Here is a 23285-nt window from a genome sequence, read left to right on the forward strand (position 1 = left end):
GTGCCGTTCTATTCACCTTGTTCATCCCCTCTCTTTTTCTGTTCCCTGACGACGGCAAGGGTACCGAAATTGTACAGGTTGCGAGCATAACACTCCAGAGCGATATCGGCGCCGGTGGTCAGATGGGTGAGGGTACTCCTGCTCCCGACTGCCACGCTCTTCCCCGACCAGTCGCCCCCGAGAGTCCTCTCAGGGAGTGCGGTGAAGTAACCTGAAAAGGGATAGGGCTTATTCTCGTCATCTTCCCGGAAGTGGAAGTATGCAGGAGGATGGGGCTGACGATTGAGGTGTTCGCCGGTCATGGCCGCGAGGTACTGCTCGCCCCCCTGGGGATAGATGAATTCCCCGAAGGTGTTGTCGCACCGCGTCCACGGGAGGAGAAAATTGTCGGTCCCTACTCCTTCGATGATAATGAAGGCGACTTTGTCCCCTTCTTCAAGTCTCCTGAGGACAGTCGGTTTGATCTCTGGGAGTGTTCGGATCGTGCCGGCGTCACTGTGGATCGGGATCTCTCGGTCCAGCCCGGGAATTGCATGGACCGGTCTGGTGACACTCCCGAAACCGCGGAAGATCCATCCTTGCTCTGCAGCGAGGAGGAGGTCGGGGAGACGGTGTGCCTGCTCTTTGCAGGGACGGAATTGCCTGACGACTTCGTCCTTCGTCATGGCCCACCTGATGCCGTCCATCTCTTCGATCTCCTTGAGATCCCGGGTGGAAGGGCGATCAACGGCTGCGTAGGTGGGGACAGGGCCGGTCACATTCTCGATCCCGTCGATCGTCGAGAGGTCGACCCGTCCCATCACCGGCGTCAGCGATCCGGTCCCGAGGACGACCGGGCAGAAGCCGCTCTCCTCAATGAAACGTCCGGCCTCAACGAAGGCGGTGGCGACGGCTCCGAGCCATGCCTCCCGACTGAGACCCGAGAAGGTGCGCAGGAAGAAGGGGTTTGCATAGTTCAGGAGAACTAGTTCGGGGCTATATCGCCGGGTGAGGCCCAGGGCGGTATCGGTAACCCAGGCCATCGCCCCCGCTTCCTGATCTCCGGGGTAAGGATGGTCCTGCTGGATCTTTCTGGCAATGCTGCAGAGTGGCCCATCGGCTTCTCTCTCCTGCCCACTCTCAAGGTCGAAGACGGTCTGCCAGCCGACGGCATCAAGGATCCCGAGGGCGGTCATGCCGTGCCCTCCTGATCCCAGGGACGATGCCCGCCGAGGACTGGAATCTTCGTCCCACAGGTGGGACACCGGTCGCCGTCGAGATGGTAACCGGTCAACTTCGCTCCGCACCCTCCCGGACTGATCCTGGTGATCACCGCCCTGCCGCAGGAAGGACAGCGGGTATCAGTCCACTGCGACCCTGCGAAGTTGGAGAAGTAGATATAGGGCAGGTGTTTGCAGGCCCCGGTGAGGAGGGAGGTGATCTCTTCAATGTCGGGGTAGCGTTCGTCTTTCATCTCATACTCCGGAAGAAGCCTGAAAACGTGCCAGGGGATATTCGAGTCTATCGAACGGATGAAGGCGGCGATCTCCGGGATCTCGATGTCGTTGACACTCTGGATGATCGGGGTCGTCACCTCCACATGACAGCCGGCGGCAAGAGTCTTCAGGTTCCGGAGGACGGTCTTTGCGGCATCGATCCCGATGTAATCCCGATAAAACTCTTCTGAGAGCGACTTGACACTGAGGTTCACAAAATCGCAGACCTGCGCCATCTCTTCAGCGACCGTCCCGGTCATGCAGCCGTTGGTGAGGCAGCCTGCCTGGAGGCCGGCGGCATGCGCGGCGAGAGCGAGATCTCTGAAAGAAGGAAAAGAGACGGTCGGTTCATTGATCCCGAATATGATCGAGTGACAACTCGCAAGTCGGGCCTTTCGTACCAGTGCCTCGGGTTCCATCTGGAAGTATCTGAAGGTGGCCGGGTCGGTCCTGGCCACATATGCATTGGAACAGTATCGGCAGGAGGCGTTGCACCCTGCCGTGCCCACCAGCAGAGCGCGGGATCCCGGATACGCATGAAAGAACGGGAGGGACTCGATGTGGCTGGCAAAATAGGACGACCAGCGGTACGGGAAGCGTTCCAGAACGCGTCCCTCAGAAAGGTGATACGTCCCGCAGATCCCGGTTTTTCCTTCGTCAAGGTTACAACCTTGATCACAATAGTGGCATCTCATGGTGTGCATCTCATAAAGAGGAGGGCGCCGGGGGCGCCCCTGGATCTGGCTCAGGCCTCTGCACCTGTTTCAGTCGAAACTGTGGTGGGGACAGGAGTCGTGGTCTTCAGGCCCGGGAAGGTGGTGCCGGGGACGGTCCCACCAAGTTCAGTGAAGGACGTCCCATAGAACTGCTCATAGAAGGAGTCTGCATCCGCAGTCACGTCGGTGTCTTTGAAGAGGTCGGGGTGAAGGGTCTTTGCGGTCCACTCCAGACCGAGGGCGGTCTGCGGCGAGGGCGAGTCCCACTCGCAGATGTTGGAGGGGAACCAGTAGACCTGGCCGTTCTTGACGGCGGTGATGCTATGGAGGTCAGGGTCGCTCATCACGCTCTCGGGTGTGGAGACGCTCTGATACTGAACGAGGAAGATGATGTCAGGGTCCCATGCGAGGAGTTGCTCGGTATTGACATCAGCCCAACGGGTTCCTGCGAGTTCCGACGCGACATTTTCGCCGCCTGCGGCCTCGATGAGGCTGCTCTGGAACATCTCGCCGCCGGCGGAGGAGGAGATCCCGTTCCACCCGCCGAGATAGACCTTCGGCCGCTGCTCCTCAGGGAGGTCTCCGGTCTGCGACGTCACGGCGTCAAGGGTGTTCTGATAAATCTCGGTGAAATCAGTGGCGGCGTCATCAGACCCGAGAGCTTTTCCAAGCTGGCTCATGGTGCTCTTCATCTGGTCATGGTTCTCAGCGACGACACCAAAGACGGTCAGGCCCTTGTCTTCGAGATCTTCAAGGGATTCCTTGTTCCATCCTGCGACCAGCACGAGGTCGGGCTGCAGTTCGAGGACAGTCTCGACGTTAAGATCTCTCGGGTTGCCGACACAGGTAAGGTCGGCGATCCCTGGGTTGAGGAGACAGACGAACTGGTCGGTCTGCGACTGAGTGATGGAGTCGACGCCCACGAACCGGTCCGCAGCTCCGAGCGTGGTCACCATCCGGACAGCCGGGGGATAGTTGGTCACGATCCGTTCCACCGGGAGACGGATCTCGACGTCTCTCCCTGCACCATCGGTGACGGTGACGGTCCTGACGTGGGGAGCAGGTATCGGACCCATGATCTCGCGGGCCTCCTCTTCAGAGAGATCGTAGTCGTAGAAGAGGCTGTAGAAGTCCTGGGCCTCGGCGACCATATCGAGGTCGACGGTCTCGGGGTAGGTGCCGTTTGCAAGCCATTCCATACCGAGGACCGCCTCGGGAACCGGGCTGCCCCAGTCGCCGACAAAGCGCGGGATGCGGTAGACCTTGCCGTGCTTTACGGCCTTGATCTCCTGCCAGGCAGGGTCGGTGAGGAGGGCCTGCGGGTCACCATTGTTGCTGAGGATGATCACGTCGGGGCTCCAGGTGGCGACCTGCTCGAAGTTCACTTCCTGGCGGTGGCCGACGAGTTCTTCGGAGGCGAAGCGGCATCCCGCGTCATGTGCCCACTGGGAGTGGAACTCGCCGCCGGCGAAGGTGTGGAGCGGCGACCTCCAGGTGATGTAGGCGTTGTCCTGGTCGGCCTCCGGGATCTCGCCGGTCATCTCGACAAGGGCCGAGCGTCTGTCACCGAGGTATGAGACAAGGTCTTCGGCGCGTTCTTTCTTGTTCAGGACATCCCCGATGACGGTGAGGGCACCGGTGACATCGTCGAAACCGTTCGTGTTGAGGTAGACGACCGGTACACCGACCTCATCGAGTCCTCCCTTCGACCAGGAACCGGCGATGATCACGTCGGGGTGGACAGCGAGGATCGCTTCCTTGTTCACCTCGATGCCGGTCCCGCTGACGACCGGGATATCCGAGATGGATGGGTCGATGGTCTGAAAGCCTTCGTCGATGGAGGCAAAGCGATCGATGCCCGCCAGGCGTTTTGCATCCCCGTCGATCGCCATGACCATAGCGGCCGCAGGGGTGTAGAGGGTCACGACATGGTGGGTGGTGTACGGTATCCTGACGGTGTCGCCGTTCATATCGGTGACTGTCCTGTATGATGGCGTCGAACTGTCGCTCCCGGAATCCTCCCAGTCTGATGACGATGCAGGGGTGGTTTCGGTGACATTGGCCGTCACTTCAGGTGCGGTGGTATTTTCCGGCGTTGGGGTCGGGACCGGCGTCTCGTTTGTCGGAGAGATGGTGGGTACGATGGTGAGGGTGGGGTGCGACTCCGGGGCGGCCGTAATGCCCTGATGGGGGTTTGTACTCTCCGGAGTCGGCGTCTGCGGTTGATCCGGTTGCTGCCCGGCAGGTGCAAAGATGGCCGCACCTGCAACTACAGCGGCAACGATGGTTGCTACCAGTAAAATGGCGGTTAGCGTTCTATCCATGGTTCATCTCCACATTAATTTAATTTAAACCGATGAAACTCACAATGAGGTTCAAAAATAGAATTTTTCCGGCCCATGGAAATAGATTGTCATCTGATTACCCCTGTTAATTAATTTAACATCATTAACTTAACCCTCCTTCCGGGCATATGATCTCCCGGAATTTCTGGAAGAATACCTATCAGAGAATAAAATGGATTTCAAAACAGAATTCACACGATTCGTACAGAGATTATGAGAACGTGTCATGTGCGTCGTCACGCGCCGCCAGGCCTCCCTCCATCTGCCGGATCAGGGCCTGCAGGTGCTCTCGATAGGTCTCCCTGAATCTTTCTGGATGAATCATGTCGGCCCGGTGTCCCCGCAGCACCAGGATCCGGTCGGCCTGGGCGATGAGGGGGTCGAGGGAGGAGGAGGCGATGACCAGCGCCGCGTCGCCGAGGGCCGCACGGTTCCCCGCGAGGAGACCGGCAAGCGGGGTGACGTCCTCTTCCTGGAGGCAACTTGTGACCAGGAGGTTGGCTGCCGCCCGATCCTCGTCCACGACGATGAGCGGCGCTTCTTCCCGTATCGCCGCCGCGAACTGCATGGCCATCGTCATCGACCCGCTCCCCTGGCCGAAGGCGGCCTTCGGCGTCCCTGTCATGCCGGGCGGGAGGCGGTGGAAGAAGAGACTCACATCGGCGCCATTGAGGTCGAGCCCTCCCGCCTCTGCGGTTCTGATTCCCCTTACGGTGACGACCAGTTCTCGCCCGTCTCCGGGGGCGTGATCGTCCTCGCCGGCCCGGATCGCCTGGATGAGCGTGGTCTTCCCCTGGGCATTCGATCCTGCGATGACCAGCGCCTCTCTGCGCCTCACCCCAAGGCCGGTGACGACCCGTCCGCTTGCCGGGAGTTCGACCTCCACCGGCTCCAGTGCCTCAGGGCACTGGAAGGGGATATGCACCCCATCCTTGGGTCCGGCGATCCGGTGGTGCTGACGGAAGGGGGTGTAGACCCGCGCCGGTCTGGTGCCGTCGCCGAGAAAGGCGACCAGTCCCATCGCCGGCAGGCGGTCTCTGAGACCTTTCTGGTCCAGGGAGAGGAGGACCGCGTCCATGAGCGCACTCCGGGGGACACGCTCGGTTACCGTACGGATCCCGTCAGCCAGGTCAGCCACGCGCTCGCCGAGGCTCCGGATGGTCTGCCGGTCGGGGGGCCCGGGGTATGCGAGCGCCCCCCTGACCGTGCAATGGAACCCGTCCTCGGCCAGGACGTTCTCCAGGTCGGACTTCCAGAGCCCTGAGCCCATCGCCGATTCAGAGTGGACGAGGGTGACCGGTTCGGTCCACCCGGCGTACCGTTGCGGCCGCGGCGTGTCCAGTCCGCCGAGAGGGTGGAGGCGGGGGTCGTCGGGTGCGCCGTTCTTGACCGCTTCGATCACGGCCCAGGCCGCGCCGTCCGCACCGCCGGCATCGATCTCCGGGGGGAGCGGGAAAGGTATGAGAAGGGGAACCGAGAACTGGAGGGCCCCGCCGTCGGGCGAGCGGATGACAAAGGTGTTCGTCCCTTCCCGCACCCGCGGCAGGTCGACCACCCCGCCCGCCGCCCCGACCACCTCTAAGGTCGCCGCCATCCATCCGTCCCGGCCCATCATGATGATCTTGGATAGAAGGGCATCAAAGAGTTTCCTCTGCGAGGTGCCGGAGAGACTCTCGAGTGTCGGCCCTGGAGAATTCGGCTCTGAGAATCCATGCATGAACCCCGAGCTCATGCATACACGATTGAATGTTATTCCGGCTTTGTAGAATCGGGCATGAACCTTGGGCTCAAGCATACGAAATGAAAATGATCGTGGGTCTCCAGAGTGTTTAGATCCGTGCTCCGCCTTCAGAGCAGGACACCACGGGGGAACACCGCCTTATTGCCGCCCCGCCCCTATCTTCGTCGTGGGGGGTCCGGGGGTGAAACCCCCGGCGCGAGATTGGGATGAAGATTCTGCGATGAGGGCGGCACGCCTGATCACCACGCCTTCCCACACCTTCACGCCGGGGGCGCTGCCCCCGGACCCCCGGGATGAAGATAGGGGCGGGAAGGCAAAAGGTCGATCATTCAGAAGGTCTCTCTGTCATCTGCGTATCACTCACGAAGGAGTCTAGAGAATTTAATCCATCATGCAAACCCGGAGAGATGATCCTCAGGATCATTTTCATGGTAATCCCTTACCTTTCTTCTGAGTGCAAGCGCGACTCGAACGCCTCCCTCAATGCTCACGCCAGGGGCTCCGCCCCCACCCTCACGCGAGATGACAGATAAGATTGGTGATGAGGGGCGGCCGGTCTGATCATGACGCCTCCCTGTCGGCATGATCCACGAAGATTGAGGCGGAGAGAGGGCTGATCTATTCTCAGCAGGAACACGCGCCATGCCGTCCCCCCGGCCCTATCTTCTCGTGAGACAGCAGAGAATATTCGGTGAAAGGAGGCGGCAGGTTCGGATCAAGGAGGTGTTCAAGCCTCAGATCATTTCTGGATATGGGGTCCACCACCACTCTTTGAAAATCACTAATACCGCCCGGCGCCCAGTACACAGCAATGAAGGTCACCATCCTTGCAAGTGGGAGCAAGGGCAATGCCATCTATGTGGAGGGAGAGGAAGGCTCCCTTCTCATCGACGCCGGGCTTTCCGCCCGGGAGATCAGGAAGCGGATCGGCGATGCCGGGGGGGACGAGAGCGACCTGCGAGGGATCCTGGTCACCCATGAGCATACTGACCATATCAAGGGGGCCGACGTCCTTGCCAGAAAGTTCGAGGTGCCGGTGGTCGGAACCGGGGGGACACTGGCTGGATTTCTGGATGCGCGGACCTCCACAAAACCGGTGGCGACGCGGAGGGTATCGGTAGGAGATCCATTCAGAATCTCTGGATTTTCGGTGATCCCCTTTTCCACGGCCCACGACGCCGCCGAGCCCTGTGGCTACCGTCTGGAAGCCGACGGAGTCCGCGTCGGGTGCTGCCTGGACACCGGGATCGTCACCCCGCGGATCGAACGGGCCCTCGGATGCTGTGACGTCGTCGTCCTGGAGAGCAACCACTGTCCCAGGATGCTTGACGAAGGGCCCTATCCTGCATTCCTCAAGGCGAGGATCAGGTCGAAACTCGGTCACCTCTCCAACAATGCCGCGGCGACCTGCCTCTCCGACATCGGAGAGGATCTCTCGGCAGTGATGCTTGCTCACCTCTCCGAGGTGAACAACACTCCTGAAAAGGCGGAAGAGACCGCGAGAGATGTTTCCCATGACGGGATCGAGCACCTGATCGTCGGCGACCAGCACGCGGTATCGGAAACGGTGAGGATCTGAACATGGAGTTTGCAGCATTTTCGCGGGTTTGCGAGCAACTCGAAGGGATGAGCGGGAGGCTTGAGATGATCGACCTCGTCGCCTCCATCCTCCCGTCCCTCTCAGACGAGGAACTTCCCATATTTGTCAGGTTTGTGATGGGGCGGGTCTTCCCTGACTGGAGCCCCCAGAAACTCGGCATCGGTCCGAACCTCCTGTACGAGGCGATCGGCTATGTCGCAGGGAGGAAGAAGGCCGACGTCGTCGCCGCGGTCAATGAGACCGGGGACGTCGGGTGTGCCGTCGAGCGGCTCCTCGCCACCAAGTCCCAGACCTCGTTCTTTGTCGAACCCCCCACCCTCGGTGGAGTCTATGGCGACCTCACCAGGATCGCAATGACCGACGGGAACCGTTCGCAGCGGGAGAAGGTCAGGATCATCAAGGGGCTCCTTGGCAATGTGGGAGCCCTTGAAGGGCGGTATCTCTCCCGTCTCCTCCTTGAAGAACTGCGGATCGGTGTCGGTGAAGGAAATGTGCGGGATGCGATCGCCGGGGCCTTCGGCGTCGATGCCGCCCTCGTCGCCCATGCACACCAGGCCCTCAACGACCTCGGAGAGGTCGCTCTTCTGGCGCGCACCGGCGCCCCGGCCCTGCAGGACGTGCACATCGCACCCTTCAGACCGGTGAAGATGATGCTTGCTCAGCAGGGGACGATCGCCGGGATGGTCGAGGACCATGGCGCGGTCGCGGTGGAGTACAAGTACGACGGCACCAGGTTCCAGTTTCACAAAGTCGGGGATGAGTGCAGGATGTACTCGCGCAGGCTTGAAGAGGTCACCGGGGCGGTACCCGATGTGATCGAGAGACTCTGCGCCGCGACGACCCACGACGTGATCCTTGACGGCGAGGTGATTGCGGTCAGAGATGGTCGTCCCCGCCCCTTCCAGTTCGTGCTCAGACGCTTCAGGCGGAAGCACGAGGTCGAGGCGGCGATGGAGGAGGTCGAACTCGTCCCGAATGTTTTCGACATCCTGTACCTCGACGGAGAGACGCTCATCGATCGCCCTCTCTCTGACCGGCGTGCGGTGCTGGAGGAGATGCTTTCCGGGTATGTCGCCCCGCAGTGGGTGAACGACGATACCGATGCCCTCGAGACGATCTATCAGGAGGCTCTGGACGCGGGGCACGAGGGCGTGATGGTCAAGACGCGCGGGGCCGCCTACACCCCGGGCGTACGCGGCAAGAACTGGATCAAGGTCAAACCTGCGGTCGACACCATCGACCTTGCGGTGGTCGGTGCGGAGTGGGGGGAAGGGCGGCGCGCCCATCTCTTCGGTTCGTTCCTTCTTGCCTGCCAGGACGAAGGCGGCGATCTCCTCCCGGTCGGGAAGGTGGCGACCGGGTTGTCGGACGAGGATCTTGCCTTCATCTTCAGGCATCTCAAGGAGTTTGTCATCGCAGAAAAGGGCAAGGAGATCGTTCTTGAGCCGAAGGCCGTCTTCGAGGTCGGGTATGCCGAGGTCCAGGAGAGCCAGAACTATGCGAGCGGTTATGCCCTCAGGTTCCCGCGCTTTGTCAGGTTGCGTGAGGACAAGAGTGTGGACGAGATCGAGACGGTGGGCGGGGTGGCCGCCCGGTACGAGCAGCAGTTCAAGTCCTTATGACCCGGTAGATCTCCCGGTTCTCGTCCCCTTCCACATAGGCGTAATAGTCAGAACCGAAGCCCTCCACATTGGTGAAAGAGACCTCTCCGTTGAAGTCGGTGTATTTGCTCCTGACATTGAGACCGTTTCTATGTCTGAGGACTACCTTCATGTCGGCTGCCGGCTCATCGGTCCTTCGAATGTCGACTTTGAATGAGAGGATCGGGTTGAGGGGTTCTGATATTTTGTCGACTCCTCCCTGCACGTTCTTACCGCTCCCTGTCGGAGTCGCCACCTCTGAAAAGATCTCTTCGCCGCCATAGCGTACGATGAGCATCGCCCCAAGAAGGAAGATGAGAACGCCTGCCGCTCCGAGGATGAGGAGGGCAATGGTCATCGAGGGGATGACCACCCCGATTGCCGCCGGGATCATGTCGGTGATGAGGTACGCGAGAAAGTCCCAGGTCCAGGCAAAGAGGGTGATGTCGGCAAAACGACCGAGGACAACCAGAACAGTGGAGATCATAAATATACTGCCGGCGGCGACGGAAAGGATGCCGAACGAGACCCCCATGATCCGCGCGATGGTCGACCGCCCTTTCACCTTCTTGCCTCGCCGCAGGATATGGACCATGACCACCGCAAGGATGTTGAGGTAGAGCACCCCCGCGATGAAGAGGGTGAATAGATCCTGGGTGGATGACTCGGCGACCCTGGAAGCCATATTGGTTGCCGTAACCGCCGGGGTGAGGTACGCAAAGAGGAGGAGAGTGGAGAAAATGCAGGACATTTTCCTGACAGAAATATCGGTGATTTTCCCGGATATCCGTACGTTGCGCATGCTCTGATATGTGTGCTGAAAAATAGATATATTTGTCTATTTGTCTCTGCGCAAAATGCTAAAATTCAAATAGGGTTTTCTGAGATAAGAGCTCAATGAGGAGTTTACTCCTCTCTCGCCAGTGTGAGTATCCGAGGGTGGCATCCATCTGCGCGGCTGCGCCCTGCAGGTTGTCGCACCTGGTCGGAGTGCCCTGCATGGCCGCCCGCGTCGCCTCCCTGATCACCCAGGAACCGAGGGGCGCCCAATATTCGCTGTTGACATGCCTGACCACGATGGCGCGGGCCGAACGGTGTTTTTTCGCGAGATACTCGGCCACGGCCAGACGGGCCGCGTAGTAGGCTCCTCCGATGGGGGAATATCGTCCCTGTTTTCTGCCCTCGATGTCGCAGATGATGGTCTCCTCCTCGCCTGCCCAGAGAGAACGGCGCCCCCAGATCTCGATCATCTCGAACTTCCAGTCGCCCGGCACCAGGATGACGGCCATCGTGTTCCCATGGAGTGTCGCCGCAAAGAACTCCACCCCCTCCAGGGGTGCGAAGCGGAAGATCTCCTTTTTCAGGCCGCTGCCGACGGTGTCGTCCACGGCGGTGATCGCCCACCTGGTCGGGACGACCCGCCGCCGCTTTCCCAGGAGACCGGAACTCATCAACTGTGCGATCTGGTAGACATCCACTCCCTCGGCCCCGAGGTTCTCGCAGGCCTCGGTTGCCGGGAGGTCGTTATCAGAGGTGATCCGGTCGACGACGCGGCTGACCTTCGCATTGTCGATCACTTCGAGCCGTCTGATACTCGCGGAGAGCCCGACCGGCGTGACGGTCCCGTCGAACCTGAGGTCAAATCTCACCGGCCGTTCAAAGGCGGCCTCGACGTCGAGCGGGCTTGAAGAGAGTGCGATCTCCTGAATCTGTCCGGTCACCGTTGCGGTGGGCGCCGAACCCCTGATGGTCCTCGCCCTGATCCCGACGATATCCTCGATGGAGAGGCCCTGCGCCACCCAGGTCGGCGGGGCGTCGGCGTCGGTGGTCATGAGCGGCCCGGCCGAGACCGCGGGGTAACCGTAACTCCCGACAAAGACCGACGGTGCGGTGCCCATGTAACTGGTGCCGCGCGCGGCGGTGGTGACTTGGGCATGGAACCTGCTCATGATCGGGCACCGCGGCAACCCGCAGAGGAGTCGGCCCTTGCACTCGGCGCAGCGCATCATCACTCGCCTCTCAGGTCGATGGTTACCTGTGTCCGGTCCTCTACGCCTGCGATCGCCTCGGAGAGCCAGGTATGCCATGAGACTGGACCATCAGGGATGCTCATTGCGATCTTGAGTCCGAGATCGTCGTCCCGTCCTTCGGTCACCTGGAGGACCACCGAACCCGCCGGGAAGGTCCGTCCGATCACGCCGTCAAGGTCACCGTCGGTGATGCCGAGGAGCGGTATGCCAAGGTGGAGGGCGATGTGCCCGGCGACCGCCGTCGTGTCGTCCCCGATGGCGAGCACCCCGCAGGTGTCAGGGGTGACCAGGTCGTAGAAGTGGTGGCCGCAGTGGTCGATGAGCACAACCCGTCCCCTTTCCGGGCAGCATCTCCGGTCGATGGCCCCCTGCCCTCTCCTGATCTCGCCGCTCTTGCACCAGGCGTCCCCCAGGGAGAATGGGCCGTTCCGGTGCAGTTTTTCAAGCCCGTGGGGTTTGGGGCGAAGCCCCGCCACCGGAACGACCTGGCCGTCCTGCTCTTCCAGGACCACCGTCTCGGCCGTCGCTTCACCGATGACGGTCCCGTTTACGCAGACCGGTTCGCCCGGAAGACAGCCTTTTATGGTCCTGGTCGTCCCGTTCTCAGGTACCCTTGGTGCTGCGCGCTCGACATGATATCCAAAGACGGCGGAAAGCCGTCCGGCAAGGTCGGCATCCCCGTTGTTCCAGAGGTACACCGTATCTGAGGCGCACTCCACATGGACCAGATCGCCGCGCATGACTCTGCCCGCGACGATCTCGCCGAAGGTCCGGCCTGACTCAGGGGTCTTCCCGTGGTTGAGGAGGAAGACCGGCCCCTCCTGGGCGTTGAGCACCGCGCTCGGCGGGGCGCTGCAGCACTCGACCGGCAGCCCCGACTCCTCTGCGGCGGTCCGGCCCATCACCCCGGCTACGAGGATTCTGACCTGGCCCAGGGTCGAGAGAACGGCCCTGACGTCCCCACGGTCGAAGGGCTCAGGCCCGTGGACGACCATGGTGAGCGGAACTCTTGGACTCATCTGATCACATTCTTGCCCTCTCTCCCCAAAAAGGCACGGGCATGGGCACTGGTTCTGGATCTACGCCGGCCGTCGATCAGATGGGCCGCTCCACCAGGCCGATCCGAACCTGCCGTCTCGCGCCGGGGGGTGGCGATTGAGTGGTGCCCTCTCGCCACCCTCCGGGTCATGAGGAGAGGAATCGAGGGTTTCAAAAGGGCCAAAAAAGTGTGTGCAGGGCCTTCATCGTCTCCGGGCCGGCCATTGTTTTCGGTCGGTCCGCTCGTTCCCGCGCTGAGGCCTGACCAGGCACGCCCACCCGGTTCCGATGAGGTCCTCTCTGCCGGCGGTCCGGAGTCCCTCATCCACGAGTCGCCTGTTCTTTGGGTCTTTGTACTGGAGGAGGGCCCGCTGGATCTGTTTCTCCTGACCCCTCGGCACATGGACTGGCTCCATGGTCATGGGGTCGATCCCGGTGGCGTACATGCAGGTGGACCTGGTCATCGGGGTAGGAGTGAAGTCCTGGACCTGCTCGGTGTACAGGTGGTGGTCCCTGATATATTCGGCAAGTTCGACGGCGTCCCGGAGCGTGGCGCCCGGGTGACCTGACATGAAGTACGGGAGGATGTACTGCTTTTTCCCGGCGGCCCTGCTCGCTCCGGCGAAGCGTTCCCTGAACCGGTCGAAGACCTCGCACCCTGGTTTGTTCATCCGCTCGGTGACCTGGCGGACGATATGTTCGGGGGCGACCTTGAGGTGGCCGGAGACATGGTGGGCAGTGAGTTCCCGGATATACCCCTCGTCGGCCAGGGCGAGGTCGAACCTGATCCCCGAGGAGATGTGGACATGTCGCACACCGTTGATCGCCCGTAGACTTCTGAGGAGTTCGACCTGCGCCGCATGGGAGGTCTGCAAGTTCGGGCAGTCAGGGCTGCACCGCCGGTCCGGGCATGCCCCGTACGTCTCCCACTGCGGGCAGGTGAGCCCGTACATGTTTGCCGTCGGCCCTCCGACGTCCTGGATCACCCCCTTGAACCCGGTCATCTTCGTGAAGTGCTCTGCCTCTGCGAGGATCGATGCCTGGCTTCTGCTCTGCACGATCCGTCCCTGGTGATGGGTGAGGGCGCAGAAGGCGCAGGAACCAAAGCAGCCGCGATGGGTGGTGATCGAGAACCTGACCGGTTCGAGGGCCGGGACCGGTTCTGTGTATGAAGGATGGGCGGCGCGGGCATAGGGGAGGTCGTAGACCCGGTCGAGTTCGGACGTGGAGAGGGGGCGGGCAGGGGGGTACTGGACGATCACGGTCTTCGGGTGGGGCTGGACGACCGTCCGGCCACGCACCGGATCCTGCTCGCGGGCATGGAGGCCGAAGGCCCTGGCATATGCCCCTGGGTCGTCTTTCACCTCCGGGAAACCGGGGATGGCGACGACGTCGTCTCCAGGTTTGGCCTCCCGCCACTCCGCCACCGTCATGGTTGCGGCGGTCCCCCTGATCCCGTGCAGGTCTTTCCCGGCCGCGCACCGTGCGGCGGCCTCGACGACCTGCCGCTCTCCCATCCCATAGACGAGGAGGTCTGCCGGAGCATCGGCCAGGACCGACTGACGGACCCGGTCGGACCAGTAGTCATAGTGGGCGAAGCGCCTGAGGCTTGCCTCGATCCCACCGATGAGGATCGGGGTGTCGGGAAAGAGGGATCGGACCATATTTGCATAGACGATCACTGCCCGGTCAGGCCGGTGCGGTTTCCCGCCCGGTGAGTAGACGTCTGTGCTCCGCCTCTTTTTGTTCGGGGTGAAGGCGTTGACCATCGAGTCGACGTTCCCTGAAGAGATGCTGAAGAAGAGTCGGGGACGGCCGAGGCTGAGGAAGTCGTCGGGTCGTTTCCAGTCGGGCTGGGCGATGACCCCGACGGTATAACCTGCGTCCCAGAGCACCCTCCCGATGAGGGCGGTCCCGAAAGAAGGGTGGTCGACGTAGGCGTCGCCGGTGATGAGAATGACATCGAACCTCTCGATGCCGAGGTGCTCTGCCTCCCTCACGGTCATCGGGAGGAAGGGGGGTTGCGGGGTCATGAAAGCATATCTGGCCTTACTCTGGATATAGATGTGTCATGGGGCACGGGTGTAGAAGACCATCCCGTCCTGACCATGACGCCTGAGATTATCTTCTTTTTCGTTGAAGAAGAGCAGTTCAACCTCTGCGTCTTCGACGGTAAGATGGTAGGCGCGCATCCTCTGCCCGGTCCTGCCAGGGTCATAGGTCCAGGTGATGTTCCGTGGGCTCGAGGCGTTCACCGATGTGGGGTAGGTCGTGACCAGTCTCCCGCTTCCGTCGGTTTCAAGAAGAAGTTCCTCGGTGTAGGTCTGGTCGAATATCCATCTCCCGACGACCGGATCGGTCTCGGTCCCGGTTGTCACCGGTGTCGTCTCGACGATATCGAGTGTCTGGATCGGTGCCGGCCCCGTGGTCTCTACCGGGCCTGCAGGGGCGGGGGCTGTCTGTTCATCGCCGCATGCCCCGTTGAAGGTAAGAAGAAAGACGGAGATGAAGAGGAAGGCCGCGACTGCGATGATCGCGAAAGCTGTCTCTCCTTTCATGATGAGAGATCATCTACATTTTCTTTTATTTCATTGTATTGAATTAAACGCAAATTTCTCATTATATATTGATCAAAAGAGAATTTGGGGATTAATACGCTACTATATCTTATTTTTGACAATTTTCCTCTTGATGTCTGAGATAAAGATGAAAATTTTCCTCATTCAGAGGCGTTCCCGTAGTCTGCGCAGGTCGATCGTCATTCCTATCACCTCGGCCTTTCCGAGGGCATTGGTGATGAGGGGCACGAGGACCGGTACGGCACCGCGGACTCTCCCTCTGATCCCGCTGCCGGGCGAGAAACCCCGTGCCGCCTGTGCCTCCTGGATCTTTTTCCCCTCGTTCTGGAGATGCGGGATGAACCGCAGGGCGACCAGGGTCATCAACGCATAGTCTGCCGGGAACCTGATCTTCCTGAGGGCGCGGACGAGGGCGGTCGGCATCGTCGTGGAGACCAGGAACTGGAAGGCGAAGACCATGGCGCAGAAACGGAGCGTAAGCGTAAGGCCAAAGAAGATGCCTGTCTCCGGGATGGTGAGCCAGGTGACGACGACCAGGAACCCTCCGAGAGAGAGGAGGAGCGGGATCTGCTGCATCAACGCTCTCCCCATACCTGCGAAGGCACCGACTGCCGCAATGGCGAGCACCATCCCGCCGAGGACGATCGGATCGCTGGTGAGGACGGCGATGACGACGACTGCTGCGACCGCCGCGATCTTTGCGAGCGGGTTCATGCGGTGGAAGACGCTGTTGCCACTCCTGTACTGGAAGATCTCTTGCATATCTCCTCTCCTCCTGGTGTCAGTTCTCCGACGATCTTCCCCTCCTCCATCCTGATGATCCGGTCGGCATATCGCCGGGCAAGTCCGTGGTCGTGAGTGACCATGACCACGGCCTTCCCTCTCCTGCTGAGGCTCCGCAGCAGGTTCATGACAGGGCCGGCCTCGTCTGGTGCAAGTCCGGTGGTCGGTTCGTCAAGGACGATCACCGCCGGATCCATGGCAAGGGCACAGGCGATGGCAAGTCGCTGCCGTTCCCCTCTGCTCAGGTGGCGGGGATAGATGGTTTTCTTTTCGATGAGTCCGACGGCAGAGAGTGCGGCGTCTGCCGCGCCTTCAGGGTCGGTTGCCCCGGTGTTCCTCGCCCCGAAGAGCACCTCTTCTTCGACAGTCTCCTCAAAGAGCATGGTGTCGGGGTTCTGGAAGACAAGCCCCACCTTCCTGGCAAGGGCCGGGACCGGGTGGCGGCGAGTGTCCATGCCACAGACCTCGACGCTTCCCTGCTGTGGACGCAAGAGGCCGTTGAGGTGCTTGATGAGGGTGGTCTTCCCTGATCCGTTCTCGCCGGTGAATGCCGCGCATTCCCCTGCTCTGATATGAAGGTCGATCCCCCTGAGAGCGAACCCTCCTTCATAGGCATGGGTAAGTCCCCGGATCTTGATCACCGGTTCGCCTGTATCCGTCTCTCCGGGGGGGGTTGCGGCTGGTTCGGAGATTTCGGCCGGCCGTTCGGTGATCCTCCCCTCGGCGAGTCTGACGACCCGGTCGGCGATGGCGGCGAAGGGGCCGGGGGTGTTCTCCACGATGAGAATCGCCTTCCCCTCCTTCTTTTGAGTTGTGAGGATTTCGGCGACCCTGACAGCATGGCCGGGGTCGAGTTCCGCGGCCGGTTCGTCGAGGATAAGTACCGGTTGGTCACCGGCGATCACGGTGCCGAGGACGGTCCGCTGTTTCTCCCCGCCTGAGAGGGTATGCGGGGCGCGGTCCCTGAGGTGCAGAAGTCCCATCATCTCAAGCACATTCTCCACTCCTCCTTCATCGGCAGAGGCCGTCCTGATCTCCTCCTCGACGGTCGAGAAGATGAGTTGGGCATCGGCGTCGTCGAAGGCGATCCCCGCGACCCGGGCGATCTCTGTCATGCCGTCGTAGTCCTCGATCATCCGCCCTCCAAGCCCGACCGAGCCTTCAAGGGTGCCGCCGTATTCGTGGGCGAGGACGCCGCCGGCCGCCCTGCAGAGGGTGGTCTTGCCCGCACCGGTCGGCCCGGTGACGAGCACGATCTCCCCCGCGGCGACGGAGAGATCGATCCCTCTCAGGGCCGGGATCTCTGCGCCCGGATAGGTGTAGACGAGGCCTTCGATTCTGATCATCTCTCCCTCCCCCGTGTCAGGGCTCGTGATGCCGGGACATAGAGGGCCTGGGCGATCACGGCGTTCACGGCTGCGGTGATGACGACGATCGGTATCGTTGTCATGGCGAAGACTCCGATGGATGCGTACTTCGTGAGGATCATGGGGGCAATGCCGAGGATGGCGATGAGGATGAAGGTCGTCCCTGAGGCGAGGGTCGCGACGAGGGTGGCAGCCCCGGGCGCGATGCCGATTCGCCCTCTCAGCACGGTATACGCGAGGAGACAGACGGCCGCGCCGACCGGTTCGGAGATCAGGTTTGCGGGTGGGAAGACCGAGTGGCTGATGAGGGCGCAGAGGATCCCGGCGACGACTCCGATGCCGACGGCCTCGCCGAAGGTCGGGACGACGAGGATGATCGCAAGACAGTAGAAGGCGATGACCAGGTTCGAGACGATCGGACCCGGGATCACCAGGGAGATATAACGCACGATGGCGCCGGTGGCGAGCAGGATACCTGCAATGGCAATGTCGCGTGACTTCATGATATCGGTTTTTTATGAAATGATATTCTGAGGGCGGTGCTGGTGTGAGAAAAAAGCGGTCACCAGCGCCAGGATATGATGGAGTGGGTGGTCGGCCGTATGCCATGCAGGGGTGTTAGTTGATGTTCACATATGTTCATTGCAGTACAAAGGTGGACTTTACGGTATATAATACCTGTGGGAGTGGGGGGGGTCTGTCAAAAAGAGGACGAAAGTTATTGGTCGGGGGACCGGTTGCGCATCCGGAGATCCCGGTGAATCGACTTATCTTCTCTTTCTCTTCCTCTCGACGTGATCGTACGGATCGAACTCGTCATCATAGTCTTCGTAGTCGTAGTGTCTATTCATGGTGTCCAAATCCAGATTTTTCATCTGTTTCCTGATCGTCTTTTCCCGCGACCTGGACATAATTTCCGGTGATATCTCCGGATTTATAAACCTGATCCCTCGACATGAGGGTGTTTATATCCTGGTCGAAGGATAGTGTGTCCGGGGATTGTATCGCGGATCCGGTTGAGGATGTTTTGCGCCGGAGAGACTGAGAAGTGTGTGGTGGAATGATGTATCCTGGAGGATTGAAGTTTTGATCGCGCCGGGGCATCATTTTTCAGCAGGATCCCCCGAGAGGGTCTATCTTTCAGAAGATAGACCGGGGAAAAATATTGTGAGTAATTATGGGATCTTTGCCGCGGCGCGTTGCGCGAGATCCTTGAGGAGTTCATAGTCAGGGAACGGCCCGGTGGTGATGAATCTCTCATAGACGTTGCCCTTCGCAAATGAGATCATATAACCGTCATATGCCTCGGCATCGCCAATGCGCATATCTAATAGTTTGTAACTGATACAGAGATCCCCCAGTGCTGGAGCCTGGAGTTTCTCGGCTTTTTCCAGTGACACCATCCTCTCATGGACCTCATCGTCATGCTGCACCATCTCCATGGCATTGCCAGGGGGGAAAACCATTACAAAATGGCTGATCCTCCAGGATTTGGTCGAAGACGTTTTCTCCTCAGCATAGAGCTCTGTATACTCCTTCAGGCACCCGAGGTCTCTGGCATTCCGCATGATCATTTCCTCATCGACTTCGTGTGCATACATAAGGGTGATCTCCTCAGGCAGGTCTGACTGGTTCAGGAGGTATGGGCAGTCAGGGACCACCGGCGCCCCGGTTCCGGTCGACAGGGAGGAGAGCATCGGGGGCGGCGCAACGAGTATCATGACGATGATCGCAACAAGAGCGACGACCGAGAGAAATACCGCGACGCAGACGGCACTCTTTGCCCGGCGCGGTGGGAGATGGTGGAGTTCCCTGATGCCGACCACCTGGGGATACAGGGTCGAGACCGCCCCGGCGAAGAGGCCGAGGATCGGGATCCAGACGAGGACGAGGAAAGGGGTGTACGAATACAGCGCCGTCTTCAGCGTCTGTCCGATCCCCCCGCGCCCGCCAAGAAGAAAGGCCCAGACATGCAGCCATATCCCGACGAGCAAAGGCCCGACGATCAGGATGACGGCCAAGAACGCGAAGAAGTCCAGGGGCTGGAAGACCTGGGATGCCATCGCCCATTTCCGCGTCGTGGGCACACCGGGGAGGGTGTAGAGCGTGAGGGTCATGAGTGCGGAGAAGAGGACTGAGAGTTTGAGATAATGAACCAGGGCAGTCCAGAGAGATTCGTCTTCCAGGTCGCGGAAAGTCTGTGCCGGCCTGAAAAGGATGCCCGTGATTTTCTGGATGAATGAATATGACATCACGCATACTTGGATACAGATGATAAATGGTTGCCGTTTTGGTCTTGTAAAATATTTTTAGTTATTCTTGGGGGCGATTTAGATGATCTAAGTGGTATTTGTCGGAGTGATTCTGCGTGGACCATTCAGTCGAGACGCCAACGCCCTCTTCTTCGGGACTATTTCCCTCCTTCCCCTTTCCAATCTCGCACCCGGAGATCACATCTCCATCGAAAGTTCTTATCAAGGCACGACCTCCGAGACCACGGGCCTCCTCACCATACCCGACGCACCGGCCGGCACGCGGCAGGTCAAGGTCGTCAAGAACGACTATGCACCCTACATCGCCACCGTAACGATCGTGGCCGACCGGACGACCACCCTCTCCGCCACCCTGAACAACGACGACCTGAAGAGGACGGGCTGCTCGACGACGAAGAGGAGAATAGGTTTACCGACGGGTTCGGCAACCGCCACACCACCGATCCCGACCTCATCAACACCGACGGCGACGGCCTCTCCACCTACAATGGGTATGATCCCCCAGAAATAGGCCATGAATATCCCCCAGATGAGTGTTAGTACTTATGGGACAGTTAACCACCAAAGGAAATCCCAAAGGAATTATGAAAAGTACGTCCAGATCAGAATGAGAGTAAGACACTTTGATCGCCTATGATCGCAACGCTAACGAATTCGTGAGCGTAACGAAGGACAGGCTGATCACGACGTTCTTCAAACCGAAAGAAGATTATGTCGATGAAAAGATCGCTAATAGACTGATCCAGTTGAACTAGACCCATGGAGACAGCATACAATGGATGAAAAACTCCTCGATAGAATAAAAAAAGGCCTTCTTCGCTATGAAATAAAGATTGAGGAGACCAACGAACATTATGACGAATTGAAAAGACTTGGGAGGTATACCCCCAGTGCACCGTATCGGTTAAAACACCTTCTCCCTTTTTGGATACATCTGCTCGAAAAAGAAGGAGTCAACTGTGAAGGCCTTCGACAAGAGTATGAGAGAATAACCCAAAAGTTGGAAGCACTGGAGCAGAAAAGAGGGCGAGATTATCGCGAAAAATTGTTCACTCTGCTGAAAGATGAGGTTTACTATTATCCTGCGACAATCGATAGTTTTGCAGATCTGGAACCTTTCGAACTTGAAATTCCGAATGATCTACTCGCCCGCAGTGGTATCGAGATACTATTGATAGAATTAGAACGGGATCATGATCTCACCGAGATAAAAAAGAAAGTCTCTCTTCTCGACGAGGAATTCAAATCCAAATACCTGCAGCATATCGATGAGGTAATCGAATGTTGTGCTGATGTCTTCGATCCGTATGCTCCTGACAGTTTCTGGTGGGAGCACCCCCAGAAGATCTTAAAAGAAAAACAGGCGATACAGAGCAATTCCTGAATTCTTTTTTCCGACGGGTTCGGCAACGAGCACGCAACCGATCCCGATCATGTCCTTGCACATAAAGAACACTCACACCCCACCAGAGACAGGCCGTAACCTCCTTCGGAACGCCACGGGCAAGGGCACCGTTCTGAAAGATAGCTCCTGAAGAGAACCTCGAAAGGCATGACAAATACAGGTTCTGGATCAGAAAGAGTGAGGATACGACACTACTGTCGTCTGTGATGGCGGTGCCGACGAATGTGTTAGTATGTTTTTCCAACGCCGAACACCGGCGCCTATGCTCTTCGAAAAAAATTTTCAAAAAGAAGACAATGGGCCCGCTGAGATTCGAACTCAGGACCTCCGCCATGTCAAGGCGACGTCATACCGGCTAGACCACGAGCCCTTTGATGCCTGAACAATCAGACTCTCTATAGATTGGATATAGTCTGATATAAACTTTGTTGGGGGACGGGCATTTGAGATGAGAGAGTCAGGGGGGTGGGATGCCCCCGCGCGATCCCCTCTCACTCAGAGCTTTGCAAACTTCGCCGAGAAGATCCCGACCTTTGCCCTGATCTCTTCCATGACCGGAGCAGGGACATCGGCATCGACGTTCAGGACCATGATCGCTTCCTCGCCCGGCTTGACCCGGCCGACCTGCATGCCGGCGATGTTGATCTCGGCCTCGCCAAGGATAGTGGAAGCCCGACCGATCACGCCCGGCTTGTCGAGGTGGCGCGAGATGATCACCGAGCCCTCGGGGACCATGTCCATGGTGTAGCCACCGATGGAGACGATCCTGATCCGGTCTTTGGAGAAGACCGTGCCACTGACCGTCTCTTCCATCCGGTCGGTCGTGACCTTGAGGGTGATCAGGTTCTTGAAGCCCGAGTCTGCCTTGGTGACCGTCTCGGCCACCCGGATCCCGCGCTCCTTCGTGACATACTCGGCATTGACAAAGTTCACCGGCTCGCGGAGGATCGGGTCGAGCAGACCCTTGAGGATGCTTCTGGAAATAAACCGGTTGGTGCGGCTCTCGGAGAGTTCCCCGCCATAGGTGATCTCGATCCCCTCGATCCGGCCGTCGACGAGTTGACCGATGAGCTTACCCATCTTCTCACCGAGGAAGGCGAAGGGCTGGATCTGTTCCTGCCGGTCCGGCGGAACCATCGGAACATTCACCGCGTACTTTGCCGGTGCGCCGCCAAAGACCGCGAGGCACTGCTTTGCGACCGAGGTCGCGACATTCTTCTGCGCCTCGACCGTGCTCGCCCCCAGGTGCGGGGTGACGATCACGTTGTCAAGGGTGAGGAGCGGCGACTCGAAAGGCGGTTCGTTCTCGAAGACGTCCAGAGCAGCGCCGGCGATCTTCCCTGAGACCAGACCGTCGTACATCGCCTGCTCGTCGATGATCCCACCGCGGGCGCAGTTGATCAGCCTGACCCCGTCCTTCATGGTGGCGATGCGCTCGGCATTGATCAGGTGCGTCGTCTCGGGCGTCAGCGGGGTGTGCACCGTGATGAAGTCGGCAACCTTCACCAGGTCGTCGATCCCCAGCAACTCGACCCCGATCTGGGCGGCGTGCTCCTTGGTGACGAACGGATCGAACCCGACGATCTTCATCTCCATTGCCTGCGCACGCTTTGCGATCTCCCGGCCGATCCGGCCGAGTCCGACTATCCCGAGCGTCTTCTCGTTCAGTTCGACCCCCATGAACTTCGAACGCTTCCATTCCTTCTTCTTCAGGGACGCCGTCGCCTGCGGGATGTTCCGTGCAAGAGAGCACATCATGGCGATGGTGTGCTCGGTCGCCGCAAGGGTGTTGCCTGACGGTGCGTTGGCCACCGGGATTCCACGACGGGTCGCCGCCTCGGTATCGATATTGTCGACACCCGCTCCCGCCCTGCCGATGAACTTCAACTTCTCACCGGCCTCGATCACCTCGGCCGTGACCTGGGTGCCGCTCCGGACAAGGATGGCGTCGTAGTCTTTGATCGCTTCGATCAACTGTTCTTCAGTGAGATCGGTGCGGACATCGACGTCACACGTCTCCCGCAATATCTCTATGCCTTCTTCAGCCAGCGAATCACTGACAAGAACCTTGAATTGCAATGTAAACCCCAGAATATATACCTCTCTACAGGTATTCATGCTTTTTTATCGTCTGGAACCCTGCCGCCGCGCCTGATCCGGGTCCCGGTCGGCACGCCCTGATCCACACGTCTTATCCCCCGGAGAGCAGGAATGGATCCCCCCTTCTGTCTATATTTAGGTATCTCAAAAAAGGGCAGAGCCGTACAGGGAGAATCTATAATATTCGTTACGC

19 protein-coding genes and 1 tRNA gene are annotated in these 23285 nt (G+C 59.6%); 4 read left to right on the forward strand and 16 right to left on the reverse strand.

Features of this window, described 5'->3' with window-relative positions:
- Positions 1 to 8: 8 nt before the first annotated feature.
- The 4 genes from RJ40_RS09385 to RJ40_RS09400 form a co-directional block, all read right to left on the reverse strand.
- Positions 9 to 1175, reverse strand: coding sequence for a hypothetical protein (locus RJ40_RS09385; RefSeq protein ID WP_265580597.1), 1167 nt, complete (start codon positions 1173 to 1175; stop codon positions 9 to 11).
- Positions 1172 to 2170, reverse strand: coding sequence for a radical SAM protein (locus RJ40_RS09390; protein ID WP_265580598.1), 999 nt, complete (start codon positions 2168 to 2170; stop codon positions 1172 to 1174). The genes RJ40_RS09385 and RJ40_RS09390 overlap by 4 nt, the downstream gene beginning before the upstream one ends.
- Before the next feature lie 50 nt (positions 2171 to 2220).
- Positions 2221 to 4515: an ABC transporter substrate-binding protein gene (locus RJ40_RS09395; protein ID WP_265580599.1), complete on the reverse strand. Its 2295-nt coding sequence runs from the start codon at positions 4513 to 4515 to the stop codon at positions 2221 to 2223.
- A 232-nt stretch (positions 4516 to 4747) separates the two neighbouring features.
- Positions 4748 to 6253, reverse strand: a complete 1506-nt coding sequence (locus RJ40_RS09400) for a P-loop domain-containing protein (RefSeq protein WP_265580600.1) — start codon at positions 6251 to 6253, stop codon at positions 4748 to 4750.
- A gap of 835 nt (positions 6254 to 7088) precedes the next feature.
- Between RJ40_RS09400 and RJ40_RS09405 the strand changes: the two genes are divergently transcribed.
- Positions 7089 to 7856, forward strand: a complete 768-nt coding sequence (locus RJ40_RS09405) for an MBL fold metallo-hydrolase (protein ID WP_265580601.1) — start codon at positions 7089 to 7091, stop codon at positions 7854 to 7856.
- A 2-nt stretch (positions 7857 to 7858) separates the two neighbouring features.
- Entirely contained in the window at positions 7859 to 9499 is a 1641-nt protein-coding gene (locus RJ40_RS09410; RefSeq protein ID WP_265580602.1) for an ATP-dependent DNA ligase, read from the forward strand.
- On the opposite strand, the gene RJ40_RS09415 is transcribed toward RJ40_RS09410, so the two are convergent.
- The 10 genes from RJ40_RS09415 to RJ40_RS09460 all read right to left on the reverse strand — a co-directional run bounded on the left by RJ40_RS09415 (position 9486) and on the right by RJ40_RS09460 (position 19566).
- The gene (locus RJ40_RS09415; protein ID WP_265580603.1) at positions 9486 to 10268 is read right to left on the reverse strand and encodes a hypothetical protein; all 783 of its coding nucleotides are present in this window, start codon (positions 10266 to 10268) and stop codon (positions 9486 to 9488) included. The two genes, RJ40_RS09410 and RJ40_RS09415, sit on opposite strands and share 14 nt — an antisense overlap.
- Positions 10269 to 10377: 109 nt before the next feature.
- A complete protein-coding gene (locus RJ40_RS09420; RefSeq protein ID WP_265580604.1) occupies positions 10378 to 11526 on the reverse strand; it encodes a hypothetical protein in 1149 nt (382 codons plus the stop codon).
- A complete protein-coding gene (locus tag RJ40_RS09425) occupies positions 11526 to 12566 on the reverse strand; it encodes a DUF2117 domain-containing protein (protein ID WP_265580605.1) in 1041 nt (346 codons plus the stop codon). The genes RJ40_RS09420 and RJ40_RS09425 overlap by 1 nt, the downstream gene beginning before the upstream one ends.
- Before the next feature lie 222 nt (positions 12567 to 12788).
- Positions 12789 to 14618: a YgiQ family radical SAM protein gene (locus tag RJ40_RS09430; RefSeq protein ID WP_265580606.1), complete on the reverse strand. Its 1830-nt coding sequence runs from the start codon at positions 14616 to 14618 to the stop codon at positions 12789 to 12791.
- 36 nt (positions 14619 to 14654) lie between these two features.
- Complete coding sequence (locus tag RJ40_RS09435; RefSeq protein WP_265580607.1) at positions 14655 to 15143, reverse strand: hypothetical protein; 489 nt, start codon at positions 15141 to 15143, stop codon at positions 14655 to 14657.
- Positions 15144 to 15308: 165 nt separating this feature from the next.
- A complete protein-coding gene (locus RJ40_RS09440; protein WP_265580608.1) occupies positions 15309 to 15926 on the reverse strand; it encodes an energy-coupling factor transporter transmembrane component T family protein in 618 nt (205 codons plus the stop codon).
- Complete coding sequence (locus RJ40_RS09445) at positions 15875 to 17293, reverse strand: ABC transporter ATP-binding protein (RefSeq protein WP_265580609.1); 1419 nt, start codon at positions 17291 to 17293, stop codon at positions 15875 to 15877. The genes RJ40_RS09440 and RJ40_RS09445 overlap by 52 nt, the downstream gene beginning before the upstream one ends.
- Positions 17290 to 17817, reverse strand: coding sequence for a hypothetical protein (locus RJ40_RS09450; protein ID WP_265580610.1), 528 nt, complete (start codon positions 17815 to 17817; stop codon positions 17290 to 17292). Before RJ40_RS09450 ends, RJ40_RS09445 begins: the two co-directional genes overlap by 4 nt.
- Before the next feature lie 264 nt (positions 17818 to 18081).
- Entirely contained in the window at positions 18082 to 18225 is a 144-nt protein-coding gene (locus tag RJ40_RS09455; RefSeq protein WP_265580611.1) for a hypothetical protein, read from the reverse strand.
- A gap of 264 nt (positions 18226 to 18489) precedes the next feature.
- Positions 18490 to 19566: a YIP1 family protein gene (locus RJ40_RS09460; RefSeq protein ID WP_265580612.1), complete on the reverse strand. Its 1077-nt coding sequence runs from the start codon at positions 19564 to 19566 to the stop codon at positions 18490 to 18492.
- Positions 19567 to 19672: 106 nt separating this feature from the next.
- Here RJ40_RS09460 and RJ40_RS09465 point away from each other — a divergent pair, with 106 nt between their 5' ends.
- Both RJ40_RS09465 and RJ40_RS09470 read left to right on the forward strand, forming a co-directional pair.
- Positions 19673 to 20098: a PEGA domain-containing protein gene (locus tag RJ40_RS09465; protein WP_265580613.1), complete on the forward strand. Its 426-nt coding sequence runs from the start codon at positions 19673 to 19675 to the stop codon at positions 20096 to 20098.
- Between the two features lie 264 nt (positions 20099 to 20362).
- Positions 20363 to 20971: a hypothetical protein gene (locus tag RJ40_RS09470; protein WP_265580614.1), complete on the forward strand. Its 609-nt coding sequence runs from the start codon at positions 20363 to 20365 to the stop codon at positions 20969 to 20971.
- Positions 20972 to 21289: 318 nt separating this feature from the next.
- Here RJ40_RS09470 and RJ40_RS09475 read toward each other — a convergent pair.
- Positions 21290 to 21362 (reverse strand) — tRNA-Val (locus RJ40_RS09475).
- A gap of 125 nt (positions 21363 to 21487) precedes the next feature.
- Positions 21488 to 23110 carry a phosphoglycerate dehydrogenase gene (serA, locus tag RJ40_RS09480; RefSeq protein WP_265580615.1) on the reverse strand — a complete coding sequence of 541 codons (1623 nt, stop codon included), beginning with the start codon at positions 23108 to 23110 and terminating at the stop codon, positions 21488 to 21490.
- Positions 23111 to 23285 lie beyond the last annotated feature (175 nt).

This window comes from Methanofollis aquaemaris (assembly GCF_017357525.1).
GTDB lineage: Archaea > Halobacteriota > Methanomicrobia > Methanomicrobiales > Methanofollaceae > Methanofollis > Methanofollis aquaemaris.